General features: G+C 70.9%; 13 protein-coding genes. 3 read left to right on the forward strand and 10 right to left on the reverse strand.

The window, feature by feature from the left end:
- Positions 1 to 34: 34 nt before the first annotated feature.
- The 3 genes from B073_RS0129860 to deoC are packed head-to-tail and all read right to left on the reverse strand — an operon-like array spanning position 35 to position 3,343.
- Positions 35 to 922: an aldehyde dehydrogenase family protein gene (locus B073_RS0129860; protein WP_026247856.1), complete on the reverse strand. Its 888-nt coding sequence runs from the start codon at positions 920 to 922 to the stop codon at positions 35 to 37.
- Positions 915 to 2,345, reverse strand: coding sequence for an aldehyde dehydrogenase family protein (locus tag B073_RS0129865; RefSeq protein ID WP_018541756.1), 1,431 nt, complete (start codon positions 2,343 to 2,345; stop codon positions 915 to 917). The genes B073_RS0129860 and B073_RS0129865 overlap by 8 nt, the downstream gene beginning before the upstream one ends.
- 2 nt (positions 2,346 to 2,347) lie before the next feature.
- Entirely contained in the window at positions 2,348 to 3,343 is a 996-nt protein-coding gene (deoC, locus tag B073_RS0129870) for a deoxyribose-phosphate aldolase (protein WP_199788213.1), read from the reverse strand.
- 267 nt (positions 3,344 to 3,610) lie between these two features.
- On the opposite strand from deoC, the gene B073_RS0129875 reads away from it, so the two are divergent.
- From B073_RS0129875 to B073_RS0129885, 3 genes are all read left to right on the forward strand, one after another.
- Entirely contained in the window at positions 3,611 to 4,507 is an 897-nt protein-coding gene (locus B073_RS0129875; protein ID WP_026247858.1) for a hypothetical protein, read from the forward strand.
- Complete coding sequence (locus B073_RS0129880; RefSeq protein WP_018541758.1) at positions 4,504 to 5,160, forward strand: class F sortase; 657 nt, start codon at positions 4,504 to 4,506, stop codon at positions 5,158 to 5,160. The genes B073_RS0129875 and B073_RS0129880 overlap by 4 nt, the downstream gene beginning before the upstream one ends.
- A 131-nt stretch (positions 5,161 to 5,291) precedes the next feature.
- A complete protein-coding gene (locus B073_RS0129885; protein ID WP_018541759.1) occupies positions 5,292 to 5,921 on the forward strand; it encodes a PH domain-containing protein in 630 nt (209 codons plus the stop codon).
- Positions 5,922 to 6,036: 115 nt separating this feature from the next.
- Here B073_RS0129885 and B073_RS0129890 read toward each other — a convergent pair whose 3' ends face one another.
- The 7 genes from B073_RS0129890 to B073_RS0129925 all read right to left on the reverse strand — a co-directional run bounded on the left by B073_RS0129890 (position 6,037) and on the right by B073_RS0129925 (position 12,795).
- Positions 6,037 to 6,219: a hypothetical protein gene (locus B073_RS0129890; RefSeq protein ID WP_018541760.1), complete on the reverse strand. Its 183-nt coding sequence runs from the start codon at positions 6,217 to 6,219 to the stop codon at positions 6,037 to 6,039.
- A gap of 200 nt (positions 6,220 to 6,419) precedes the next feature.
- A complete protein-coding gene (locus B073_RS0129895; protein WP_026247859.1) occupies positions 6,420 to 7,274 on the reverse strand; it encodes a helix-turn-helix domain-containing protein in 855 nt (284 codons plus the stop codon).
- 23 nt (positions 7,275 to 7,297) lie between these two features.
- Positions 7,298 to 7,825, reverse strand: a complete 528-nt coding sequence (locus B073_RS0129900) for a DUF6879 family protein (RefSeq protein ID WP_018541762.1) — start codon at positions 7,823 to 7,825, stop codon at positions 7,298 to 7,300.
- Complete coding sequence (locus B073_RS49110) at positions 7,803 to 8,486, reverse strand: hypothetical protein (RefSeq protein WP_018541763.1); 684 nt, start codon at positions 8,484 to 8,486, stop codon at positions 7,803 to 7,805. The genes B073_RS0129900 and B073_RS49110 overlap by 23 nt, the downstream gene beginning before the upstream one ends.
- Positions 8,487 to 8,848: 362 nt before the next feature.
- On the reverse strand, positions 8,849 to 10,054 hold the full coding sequence (locus tag B073_RS0129915; RefSeq protein WP_018541764.1) for a helix-turn-helix domain-containing protein: 1,206 nt from the start codon (positions 10,052 to 10,054) through the stop codon (positions 8,849 to 8,851).
- Positions 10,055 to 10,209: 155 nt separating this feature from the next.
- Positions 10,210 to 11,886, reverse strand: a complete 1,677-nt coding sequence (locus B073_RS0129920; protein WP_018541765.1) for a phospho-sugar mutase — start codon at positions 11,884 to 11,886, stop codon at positions 10,210 to 10,212.
- A 93-nt stretch (positions 11,887 to 11,979) separates the two neighbouring features.
- Complete coding sequence (locus tag B073_RS0129925; RefSeq protein ID WP_018541766.1) at positions 11,980 to 12,795, reverse strand: purine-nucleoside phosphorylase; 816 nt, start codon at positions 12,793 to 12,795, stop codon at positions 11,980 to 11,982.
- Between the last annotated feature and the right edge of the window lie 18 nt (positions 12,796 to 12,813).

Genomic DNA, 12,813 nt, shown 5'->3' on the forward strand with positions numbered 1-12,813 from the left:
CGTCCTGCCGGCCCGGACGGGGGCCGGCAGGACGTCAGACCCCCATCGGGTGCCAGACCGTCTTGGTCTCCAGGAAGGCCAGCAGCCGGTCGGTGCCCGGGTCGGCGGACCAGTCGGCAGCCCGTGGGCGCAGCACCCGCTTGAGGTTGTCGGCCGCCGCGGTCTCCAGCTCCTTCGCCAGGTCGGCGCCGGCGCCCGTCAGGTCCAGGGCGTTGACGTCCTGGTGGGCGGCGAGCGGCGCGCCGAGCTCCGCCGTACGGCCGGAGAGGAGGTTGACCACCCCGCCCGGCAGGTCCGAGGTGGCCAGCACCTCGGCCAGCGACAGCGCCGGCAGCGGGGCCCGCTCGGACGCCACGACCACCGCCGTGTTGCCGGTGACGATCACCGGGGCGAGCACCGAGACCAGGCCCAGGAACGACGACTCCTGGGGCGCCAGCACGGCCACCACGCCGGTCGGCTCGGGCGCGGAGAGGTTGAAGTACGGGCCCGCGACCGGGTTCGACGACCCGGCGATCTGGGCGACCTTGTCGGACCAGCCCGCGTACCAGACCCAGCGGTCGATCGCCGCGTCCACCTGCGCCGCGGCCTTGGCCTTCGACAGCCCCTCGGCGTCCGCCACCTCGGCGGCGAACTGCTCCCGGCGGCCCTCCAGCATCTCCGCGACGCGGTAGAGGATCTGCCCGCGGTTGTACGCCGTGGCGCCCGACCAGCCGCCGAACGCCTTGCGGGCGGCGACCACCGCGTCCCGCGCGTCCTTGCGGGAGGCCAGCGGGGCGTTGGCCAGCCACCGGCCGTTCTTTCCCGCCGCGTCAGCGGCTGATGTTGCTGTGGTCACTGCGTACACCCGGCCGCTCTCGGAACGCGGGAACTTCCCGCCCACGTACAGCTTGTAGGTCTTGAGAACGCTCAAACGATCAGACACTGAGGTACGCCTCCAGACCGTGCCGGCCGCCCTCGCGACCGAAGCCCGACTCCTTGTAACCGCCGAACGGCGAGGCCGGGTCGAACTTGTTGAACGTGTTGGACCAGATGACGCCCGCGCGCAGCTGGTTCGCCATCCACAGCATCCGGGAGCCCTTCTCCGTCCAGATGCCCGCCGACAGGCCGTACGGCGTGTTGTTGGCCTTGGCCACCGCCTCCTCCGGCGTGCGGAAGGTCAGCACCGACAGCACCGGGCCGAAGATCTCCTCGCGGGCGATCCGGTGCGCCTGGGTGACGCCGGTGAACAGCGTCGGGGCGAACCAGTAGCCGGAGCCCGGCAGTTCACAGGCCGGGGACCAGCGCTCGGCGCCCTCGGCCTCGCCCGCCGCGGTCAGCTCGGTGATCCGGGACAGCTGCTCGGCGGAGTTGATCGCGCCGATGTCGGTGTTCTTGTCCAGCGGGTCGCCGACCCGCAGGGTCGCCATCCGGCGCTTGAGCGCGTCCAGCAGCTCGTCCTGGACCGACTCCTGGACCAGCAGCCGGGAGCCCGCGCAGCACACGTGCCCCTGGTTGAAGAAGATCCCGTTGACGATGCCCTCGACGGCCTGGTCGATCGGCGCATCGTCGAAGACGATGTTGGCCGCCTTGCCGCCCAGTTCGAGGGTGAGCTTCTTGTCCGTACCGGCGACCGTGCGGGCGATCGCCTTGCCCACCTCGGTGGAGCCGGTGAAGGCGACCTTGTCGATGCCGGGGTGGGCCACCAGCGCCGCGCCGGTCGAGCCGTCACCGGTGACGATGTTGACGACGCCCTTGGGGAGCCCGGCCTGGCGGCAGATGTCCGCGAAGAAGAGGGCCGACAGCGGCGTGGTCTCCGCCGGCTTCAGCACGACGGTGTTGCCGCAGGCCAGCGCCGGGGCGACCTTCCACGCCAGCATCAGCAGCGGGAAGTTCCAGGGGATGACCTGGCCGGCGACGCCCAGCGGCTTCGGGTCCGGACCGAAGCCCGCGTGGCCGAGCTTGTCCGCCCAGCCCGCGTAGTAGAAGAAGTGCGCGGCCACCAGCGGCAGGTCGGCGTCCCGCGACTCGCGGATCGGCTTGCCGTTGTCCAGCGTCTCCAGGACGGCCAGCTCGCGCGAGCGCTCCTGGATGATCCGGGCGATCCGGAAGAGGTACTTGGCGCGCTCGGCGCCGGGCAGCGCCGACCACTTCTCGAACGCCTTGCGGGCGGCCTGCACGGCCCGGTCGACGTCCTCTTCGGTGCCCTGGGTGTACTCGGCCAGCACCTCCTCGGTGGCCGGCGAGACGGTCTTGCGCAGACCGCCGCCCGCGCCGTCGGCGAACTCGCCGTCGATGAAGAGCCCGTAGGAGGGCGCGAGGTCCACGACGGAGCGCGACTCCGGCGCCGGTGCGTAGTCAAAGGTCATGGTCAGTCCACCGTGACGTAGTCGGGGCCGGAGTACCGGCCGGTGCTGAGCTTCTGACGCTGCATCAGCAGATCGTTGAGGAGGCTGGACGCGCCGAAGCGGAACCAGTCGGCGGTCAGCCACTCCTCGCCCAGCGTCTCGTTGACCATCACCAGGTACTTGAGCGCGTCCTTGGTCGTCCGGATGCCGCCGGCCGGCTTGACGCCGACCTGCACGCCGGTCGCGGCGGCGAAGTCCCGCACTGCCTCCAGCATCAGCAGCGTGACCGGGGGCGTGGCGTTCACCGCCACCTTGCCCGTGGAGGTCTTGATGAAGTCGGCGCCGGCCAGCATCGCCAGCCAGGAGACCCGGCGGACGTTGTCGTAGGTCTGCAGCTCGCCGGTCTCGAAGATGACCTTCAGGTGTGCGGCGCTCCCGTCGGGCCGGGCGCACGCCTCCTTCACGGCCTTGATCTCCTCGAAGACCTCCAGGTAGCGGCCGGAGAGGAAGGCGCCCCGGTCGATCACCATGTCGATCTCGTCGGCGCCGGCGGCCACCGCGTCCCGGGTGTCGGCCAGCTTGACCGGCAGCGCGGCCCGGCCGGCCGGGAAGGCCGTGGCGACCGAGGCGACGTGGATGCCGGAGTCGCCCAGCGCCTCCTTGGCGACTCCGACCATGTCCGGGTAGACGCAGATCGCGGCGACCTTGGGGGTGGTGCGGTCGGTGGGGTCGGGGTGGACGCCCTTGGCGCACAGCGCCCGGACCTTGCCGGGGGTGTCCGCGCCTTCGAGCGTCGTCAGGTCGATCATCGAGATGGCGAGGTCGATGGCGTACGCCTTCGCCGAGGTCTTGATCGAGCGGGTGCCGAGCGTGGCGGCGCGGGCCTGGAGCCCTACCGCGTCGACGCCGGGGAGTCCGTGCAGGAAGCGGCGCAGCGCCCCGTCCGAGGCGGTCACGTCCGCCATCGATACCAGGCGCCCCGCGGCCTCTTTGCCGTATGCGGGAACAGTGGTGGGCATGGTCACGAGGGGAGCATATCTACGCGCGTAGCTTCCTGTCACCCCCTGGATTTCGCCGTTCCTGCCGCCAGGGGGGGAGGGTCGTGAAGGGGAAGAAACCGGACGGATGGGTTTCTGTGGGCAATCTGTTACTGCCCCGTGGGAACACCATCAAGCAAGATCACTAGTGTTTCTTCTGTCGCGCTGCCCGAGGGATCGACGACCAGGGTCACCGGGGCGGTCCGCGCTCTCTTCGCCCAACCCGACATAGCAAACGGGGAGTTGCCGATGTCCTCCATGTTCTCGCGCCGGGGCCGGGCCCTTCGCGTCGCCGCGACCTCCGCCGCGGTCGCGGCCGCCGTCCTCGGTCCGGCCTCCGGGGCGTTCGCCGCCCAGACCGGGGCCGACGGCGGCACCCCCGCCGCCGTCGGGACGGACGCCACGGCAGCCCCGGCCAAGACCGCCCCCGCCCCCGTCAAGCCCGCCGCCAAGCTGCCGGCCTCCGACCGCTACGCCGGGCAGCCCGTCTACATAGGCAAGGGCTATGTGGCCGTCCTCCGGAACGACCCGGCCGCCGGCGGCCCCGAGGCGTGGATCCGCTACGTCGGCCCCCAGTGGAAGCCCGGCGACACCTACATCGTCCGGGTCATCGACCTCCTCGACCGGGGACACCGCACCGCCTCCCTGGACGGGATGACCCTGCGCCTCCTCGGCGCCGACGGCAGCGCCCCCAAGCTCCAGGTCACCGGCCCCCAGGGCACCAAGACGTACGCCCTGCCCCGGTCCGCCGAGCCGGGCGGCGGCAAGTCGGGCGGCGCCAAGCCCGCCGGCGCCCAGCACACCGGCCACCGCAAGGACTGCATGGCCACCACGGCCCCGCAGGGCTGCTCGATCCCGGTGGGCAAGGTGACCGGCACGGGCGCCAAGCCCGCCACCGCGACCGCCGGGACTGCCACCGCGACCGCCGCCACCGTCTCGGACGTCAAGGCCACCGTCTCCGACGTCAAGGCCACCGGCGGCCAGACCAAGGTCGTGCCCAACGGTTCGGTCGCGGCCGGTGCCGAGGGTGTCGGTGACTCCGGCCACACCCTGGTCCTCGCGGGCGGCGCCTTCGCCTCGGCCGGCGCCGCGGGCATCGCGATCGCGGTGCTGCGCCGCCGCCAGGACGCGGGTTCGCAGGGGTGAGCCGTGGCCCGCAGGGGCGCCGGGCAGGCCGCCGGGCTCTGGCGGCCTGCCTGCTCGCGCTGGCGCTCGGCGGCACGCTGCTCGTCATCGGCCTGACGGAGGAGGACGGGCCCGCCAACGGCGTGCCGCCCGTCCACATCGCCTCGCAGGCCGTCCCCGCCGCGCCTTCGAAGACCGCGACGGCGTCCCCGATGCCCGCCGCCGCACCCGTCCGCGTACGGATCCCGGCCGCGGGCCTCGACACCGGTCCCGTCCTGCATCTCGGCCTCGCCGCGGACGGCACGGTCGAGGTGCCGTCCGTCCGGGACGCCGACCGCATCGGCTGGTACGAGGGGGGCGTCACCCCCGGCGAGACCGGCCCCGCCGTGCTCATCGGCCACTACGACACCGCCGAGGGCCCCGCCGTCATGAAGGACGTCGCCCGGATCAGGCCCGGGGACCGGATCCTCGTGGACCGGGCGGACGGCACCACCGCCGCCTTCGCCGTCCGCGCCCTCCAGCAGGTGGACAAGGCGCACTTCCCCACCCGGCAGGTCTACGGGAACACCACGCGCCCCGAACTCCGCCTGATCACCTGCGGCGGCGACCTCCGCGACGGCCACCGCCCGGACAACATCATCGTCTACGCCGACCTGCTGCCCCGGGACGCGTAGGGCCGCTCGGAGGGCCGTCTCGGAGGGCCGTATCCGCGGGGCGGGCGGCGGGCGGCTCGCGCCCCCGCATCGATCGCATCGATGCCGTAACGCAATGTCCGGCATCCGGACGGTCGGGCAGAATCGGCGGCATGACGCGCCCGGAACCGTCCACCTCGTCCCGCCCGCAGTACGCGGAACGCAGCTACCGCCCGCCGGCGGCCCTCGCCGGCGGCGTGCTGCTCATCCTGCTCGGCCTGTGGCTCGGCGGCGACGCGCTGCTGCGCGGCACCGTCCACACCAAGCTCACCGCGGCCTTCGCGCTGCTCCTCGTGGTGCCCCTGGTCGCCGCCTTCTCCCTCCGCCCGCTGGTCCGGGCGAACGAGGACCGGCTGCTGGTGCGCAACCCGTTCCGGACGATCACCCTGCCCTGGGCCGCCGTCGAGGACCTGCGTGCGCGCTTCTCGGCCGAGGTCTTCGTGAACGGCGGTGGCAAGTACCAGCTCTGGGCCGTCCCGGTCTCCCTCCGCCAGCGCAAGAAGGCGGCCCGCCAGGCGTCCCGCGGCCCGGGCGCGAACCGCCCCCGCTTCGGCCTCCACGCTGACGCCGGCCCGGCCCCGAAGGCAATGGCCGACCAGACCCTCGCCGAACTCCACGAGATCAAGGAACGCGCGACCGGCCGGGAAACCGCCCAGGGCGCCCCCCAGATCCGCTGGTCGTACGCGATCCTCGCCCCGGCCCTGGCGGGGGCGGTGGGGTTGGCGGTGATGGTGGCGCTGTAGGGCGCGGCACCGCCCTCCCGGCGTCGGTTCCCCGCCCGGCTGCCCCTGTCTGTCTGTGGACAACCGGGTTCCGTCGGCAACCGGGCGGGGCTTGATCACGTGACGTGTGCGTGAGCTACTTCCGGTCGCTGTCTCCGCCACTGGGCTGCGGGTCGCGCGGTGCCTCCGGAGGCATGGGCCCGCCGTCGTGCTTGCCGCCGTCCGCTTCCATGCCGTCCGGGTGGCGGAACGGGATCCCGCGCCAGCCTGCGGCGTCGGGAGTGCGCGTCTGGTACGTCTCGACGGCTTCGACGCTCATCGATCAACCTCCTCTTTCGCGAGGGGCCACGCCGCCGTACTGTCGAGGGCATGACCCCGTAGGCCGCAGGGGATTCCCTGCGGGTGGTCACCCGCCCCGGCTGCTCGACTGTCCAGGTTTCCGCAGCCGGGGCCTCGTTGTCCCGAAGGTACGGAGGATGGAAACCCAGGCTCAACGAGCTTCTACGAACTTGCGCGCCTTCACCCGAGGGCATCGATCGCCGAGGTGATGAGCTTCCTGGCGGGCGCTCCGTAGACGGCGATGCCGGCGAGTTCGGTGAATGTCCTGGCGTACTCGGCGATTTCGCTCGGTTGCGTCACGGTCAGGCTGGCAGATACCAGTTCGCAGGAGACCCGCTTGCCGTCGTACATGGAGAAGGATTCGCTCGGCCATGCGTTACCCCGTACGACACCCATGGGGATAACGCCAAGACTCAGCGAGGGAGTGGCAGTCATGCCAAGGAGATGCCCGAGCTGGTTGACCATCGTGGCCGGGCTGCCGATGACCGAGCGAAGGACCCATTCCTCGATGAGGAAGCTGAACCGGCGTCCACCGGTGTGAAGCACTCGTTGGCGACTCATGCGAGCTGACGCGGCATCCTCGACATCGTCGGGGACGTCTCGCAGCGCGACGACCGTATGGAGGATCGCCCTGGTGTAGTCCTGGGTCTGGAGCAGGCCGGGGATGACCTGAGACTGGTAGAAGCGGAACCAGCGGGTGCGCTCGAACAGCGGGAGCACGGACTCTTGGACACGCTTCAGCCCGGCGCTCTCCAAGCGGCGCCACTCGACGTACATGCCCTCGATGCCGCGAGCCGTTGCGATGAGGTCCGCGGCCTGGTCTTCTGCGTGGCAGATGCGCGTCCAGACCCGAATGTCCTCATTGGACGGCGGGGTCTTGCCGTTTTCTAGTCGGGAACTCTTCGACTCGTGCCACCCTGCCGCCGCCGCCAGGGCGCGAGCCGTCAGGCCGGAGTCCATACGGATCTCTCGGAGACGCTTCCCGAGCGCCTCCCTGGCCTGCCGAACGCTGGATGGCGGCGACGGTTGGGACACAGCTGGTGAGCCTAGTCAGCGGTTCACACCGGCGTGTATTCCTCGTGCGGGATCGCTCTGTCCCACACAGCCTCGAAGGCCGTGGAGCAGAGGCGCACTACTGAAGGGGTGGCCGTACGTTCCTCATCGCCCTCCGGGGACAGCTCGCCGTCCCCCGTGAAGTGCAGAAACAGCACGAGGCTGTCGTCAAACAGCCAGAAGTCGTTGCCGGGGAGCGCCAGATCAGATGCCCTGCGGCGTGGCAACCAGCGAACCTGTTCACCGGCCCCCACATTGCTGGGCGTCAGATGGTGTTCGAAGCGGACGTAGTCGCTCATCGGCTCCGAGAAGATTCGAGCGCGGCGAACGGAAACGCCGCGGCTTGTGATCTCCTTCATCAGCGACAGCCACGGACGCGAGTCCGGGTCACGCTTCGCCGGAATGCTGCGAGGGTCCTGCGACCAGGAGACGAAATCCGGGTCGGATCGCATATAGCCATCCCGCATCTCCAGGTGCACGGCGGAGTGCTTGGCCTGCTGGAACAACTCCTCAAACGTCGGCTCCTCCGCCATCGTTCACCTCCGGGAAGAACTTGACCATGTACTTCGGAATCTCTACGACGGCCTCGTGGTCCGGGAGGTCCATCTGTGACAGCCGTTCGTCGTCGAGTACCTTCAGGCCCTGGACCAAGTATCGGTCCTTCACGTCGTCGTAGTAGACGGTCGCGGACTTGCCCTCTTGGGAGTTGGGGTCTTTCCCGAGCATGTGCAGTGTCACGGTGATCTCCTCGTTCACTGAAGATGATCTCTGTGTGCGAGCTTGCCCCCACCTCATCCCGCGCCACACCGAACTTGCACGAACTTGCGCGAGTTTGAGGTGCATGGTCGACGCAGCAGGAATTCCTCGACCTGAATCGTCCTCGTCGTCCGTGTCGGGATCGTTTTCCAGCAGGAGCAGGCGGGCGCCCCGGCTCTCCGCCACCCGGTGCACCTTGGCCAGGTGGTCGTTCAACTCGACGGCCAGTAGGTGGATTTCGCCGGGTGTCCATGACCGGGCGGCGAGGATGTCTCCGGCGTCCTCGATGAGTTCGGCCGCCGCGTGCATCTGCTCCGCCTCCACCTTGTCGGCGAGGCGGGAGACGTACCCGGTGCCGGTTCCGCCGAGGAGATAGCACGGCTTCCCGTCCGGGCTGGCCCACGGCAACAGCCGGGCGGTGTCCATGGAGTTGGTCACGCCGCCACCTTCACACCGTGAATCCGGCGGGGCCGGGCGTCGATGCCGTGTACGGCCAGCCACAGTGTCCGGTGCCGCTCGCGCTGCAAGGCATTCGCGCCCGCCGCACGAGGGCGGGTGGGGACGGCGCGATGGCAGCCCCGGCCGGGCAGTAACCAGCGCAAGAGCGGTTCGAAGAGCGTTCGGATATGTTGGGTCATGTTCGTCAACCCCCAGACGGTTGATGGGCCGCGCCCCCGGGTCGCACGCGACGCGGCCGCGGGGGTCTTGCGCGTAACAGCTTGCCGACATGTGAAGGCCCGAGTGTTCCCGAACGAGGAACACTCGGGCCGTAACCAGGGGTACACGTCAACGGCTCCGGGCTACATGCCGATCCAAGCGGCCAGCGATGCCAGCCCCTGTGGCGCCCGGCGCTGCCGACGCACCAGTACGGCGATCGTCTCCCGCATCAGCGGGTGATACCGAGCCTGCTGGGGCGCAACCTCCCTTGCGCGGTGCAAGGACTTCTCGGCTGCCTCCGCCTTGCCCATCTGCGCGTACGCGCGCGCCATTTCGATGTAATACCGACCTACCCTCATGCGGGGGTGTTCGGCGGGAAAATGCAGCTGTCGAGCGGCCTTGACCGCGTCGCCCAGCTTTCCCAACTCCACAGCGGTGGCGACTTCAAAGTGGGCAACGTTCGTTGTGCCGAACGAAGCCCAGTACGTGCGGGGCACGTCCCGGCCGATCTGTGTGGCGGCTTGTCGCGCCATCTCCAAATAGCCCTCGACAGCGTTCTCGTTCCTGGCCTGGGCCGCGGCGATTGCACCGGCCAGATGCAGGCTCCCGGAGACGGCCAAGGCCGGTATCGACGCACTGTCGTCGTGCTGCTTGACCAGGTGGTGGCCGCGTTCGAGAACCTTCAGCGCCATCTGGTTGTTTCCCCTGCGCAGAAGCATGCTGCTGCGCTTGTTCAGCCGGATGGCGAGCAACAGGGGATCTTGCGCTTGTTCCGCCATCCATCCCATTCGCTCCAGCGAGATGGAAGCGAGTTGGTGGTAGCCCAGTCTGTAGGCGAATTCGTAGGCGACCCAATAGGACCAGCTCAGGGCGGATGCCACGCGTTGGCGGTCACTACCGATGGGAAGCAGGCCGAATGCTGTCGTCAACTCGCCCAAAAGCCCGGGTAGTTTTGAACCAACCCCCCTGTATTCCGTGGCGCAGGCGCCGGCGCACAGTGCGTCTACTTCGGCCTCCAACACCGCCACGGGCCTGGGGGTGATATCGGGGTCTGGCCCGAGGTCGTACAGGTCCAGCGCATCGGAAAGCGGGGCGATCATCCGGTCGAGACGGTCCTGCCGCATCTCTGACATATACGGCTGGCCGTTGAGCACCGCGACGTCGACTTCGAGGACTCTCGCGACGGCGGCAACGATGGCGGGGGTGGCGGGTGTCAGCCCCGCCTCCACCTTCGCGATCGTGCCGCGTGAGACATAGGCGCGCTGCGCGAGGCCCGCTTGTGTCAGTTGGCGCAGCTTGCGGTGGTCGGCAATGCGCGCACCGATGTGGTCGTCATCAGGGGGTGACATGCATAACTCCGTTCTGCATGGCGACAACAGAACGGTACCCCTGGCCACTTGCAGGGGGATGGCGACAGGTGCGGCCGTCGTGCGTCTGGACAACAGGCGAGGGCCGGACCCCCGTCGGGAGTCCGGCCCTCGTCACGCAATCGTCTGACCGGGCGTCAGATTCCTGCCGCCGCCGACAGGTCCTTCTTGATGGCCGTCAGGGTGGCGGTCGCCTTGGTGCGGGCGGTCGGCAGGCCGTTGGCGTCGGCCACCGGTACGACGACCTCCAGGTAGCACTTGAGCTTGGGCTCGGTGCCGCTGGGGCGGACCACGACGCGGGCCGCCTCGATGCCGTCCGCCGGGGCGCCCGCCAGGTAGTAGCGCAGCCCGTCGGTCGGGGGGAGGGCGGCGCTGCCTTCGTTGAGGTCGTCCGCGCGGGTGACCTCCAGGCCCGCCAGGGCCGTCGGCGGCTCGGCGCGCAGGCGGCGCATCGCGTCGGCGATCAGGGAGAGGTCCGTGACCCGCACCGAGAGCTGGTCGGTGGCGTGCAGGCCGAACTCCACGGCCAGTTCGTCGAGGAGGTCGGAGAGGGCGCGGCCGGACTGCTTGAGCTCGGCGGCCAGTTCGGTGATGAGCAGGGCGGCGGTGATGCCGTCCTTGTCGCGGACGCCCTCGGGGTCGACGCAGTAGCCCAGCGCCTCCTCGTAGGCGTAGCGCAGGCCGTCCACCCGGGCCAGCCACTTGAAGCCGGTCAGTGTCTCCTCGTACCCGGCCCCTTGTGCGCCGGCCGCGATACGGGACATGAGCTGGGAGGAGACGATCGTCGTCGCGAACGTGCCCGTCGCGCCCTTGCGGACCAGGTGCGCGGCGAGCAGCGCGCCGACCTCGTCACCGCGCAGCATCCGCCAGCCCTCCGGCGTCCCGGGGGCGGGGACGGCGACGGCGCAGCGGTCCGCGTCCGGGTCGTTGGCGATGACGATGTCCGGTTCGGCCGTTCGGGCGGTGGCGAACGCGAGGTCCATCGCGCCCGGCTCCTCCGGGTTGGGGAAGGCGACCGTGGGGAAGTCCGGGTCCGGCTCGGCCTGTTCGGCGACGACCGTCGGGGCCGGGAAGCCGGCGCGGGCGAACGCGGCGGTGAAGGTGTCGCCGCCGACGCCGTGCATGGGGGTGTAGACGACGTCGACGGAGCGGGGGGAGCCGGGGGTGAGGACGGCGTCGGTGCGCTCCAGGTAGGCGGCGAGGACGGAGTCGTCCAGGGTTTCCCAGCCGGTCTCCGGGCGGGGGACGTCGGCCAGGGAGCGGACCGCGGCGATCCGGTCGGCGATCTCGCCGTCCGCGGGCGGGACGATCTGGGAGCCGTCGCCGAGGTAGACCTTGTAGCCGTTGTCCCGCGGCGGGTTGTGGCTGGCGGTCACCTCGACGCCGGCCACCGCGCCCAGGTGCCGGACGGCGAAGGCCAGGACGGGGGTCGGCAGCGGGCGGGGCAGGAGCGCGGCGCGCAGGCCCGCGCCGACCATCACCGCCGCGGTGTCCCGCGCGAAGTCGGCGCTCTTGTAGCGGGCGTCGTAGCCGACGACCACGAGGCCCCCGTCCTGCCCGCTGCCCTTCAGGTACGCGGCGAGGCCGGCCGCGGCCCGGATGACCACCGAGCGGTTCATCCGCATCGGGCCGGCGCCCAGCTCGCCGCGCAGCCCGGCGGTGCCGAACTGGAGGGTGCCGGCGAACCGCGCCGCCAGCTCCTCGTGCCGGCCCGCCTCGATGAGGCCGGCCAGCTCGTCCCGGGTCTCCGGGTCGGGGTCCTCGGCCAGCCACGCCTGTGCCCGGCTGATCAGCTCCGCGGGAACGGTAGCCACGTGATGCTCCTGCCTGTGGATGCGGTGTGGGGGGTGCGGTGTGGAGGATGCGGGACGGGCCGGCCCCGCCCGGGCCGGTTCCGTCGGAAGCGGCTAGATCTTGCTGAGGACCTGGCCGAGCAGCGTGCCCATCGCGATCGCGGAGTCGCGGCCCGCCTGGAGCACCTCCTCGTGGTTCAGCGGCTCGCCCGTCATGCCGGCGGCGAGGTTCGTCACCAGCGAGATGCCCAGGACCTCGGCGCCGGCCTCGCGGGCGGCGATCGCCTCCAGGACGGTGGACATGCCGACGAGGTCGGCGCCCATGGTGCGGAGCATCCGGATCTCGGCCGGGGTCTCGTAGTGCGGGCCGGGGAGCTGGGCGTAGACGCCCTCCTCCAGGCTCGCGTCGACCTCCTTGCACAGCGCGCGCAGCCGCGGCGAGTACAGGTCGGTCAGGTCGACGAAGTTGGCGCCGGCGATCGGGGAGGTGGCGGTGAGGTTGAGGTGGTCGCTGATCAGGACCGGCTGGCCGGGGCGCATGCCGTCGCGCAGGCCGCCGCAGCCGTTGGTGAGCACCACGGTCTTGCAGCCGGCGGCGACGGCGGAGCGGACGCCGTGCGCGACCGCGGCGACCCCACGGCCCTCGTAGTAGTGGGTGCGGCCCAGGAAGACCAGGGCGCGCTTCTCACCGATCTTGTACGAGCGGATCTTGCCGCCGTGGCCGGCGACGACCGGCGGCGGGAAGCCGGGCAGCTCGGTGACCGGGAACTCGTGCTCGGGGGCGCCCAGGGCCTCGGCGGCCGGGGCCCAGCCCGACCCCATGACCAGGGCGACGTCGTGGGTCTCGGCGCCGGTGAGCTCGCGGAGGCGGGCCGCCGCGGCGGCCGCGGCGCCCTTCGGGTCGATGTCCGGGGTAACAGATGCGTTCACGCGGACGAGGGTAGCCGG

It is taken from the genome of Streptomyces sp. MspMP-M5 (assembly GCF_000373585.1).
Lineage (GTDB): Bacteria > Actinomycetota > Actinomycetes > Streptomycetales > Streptomycetaceae > Streptomyces.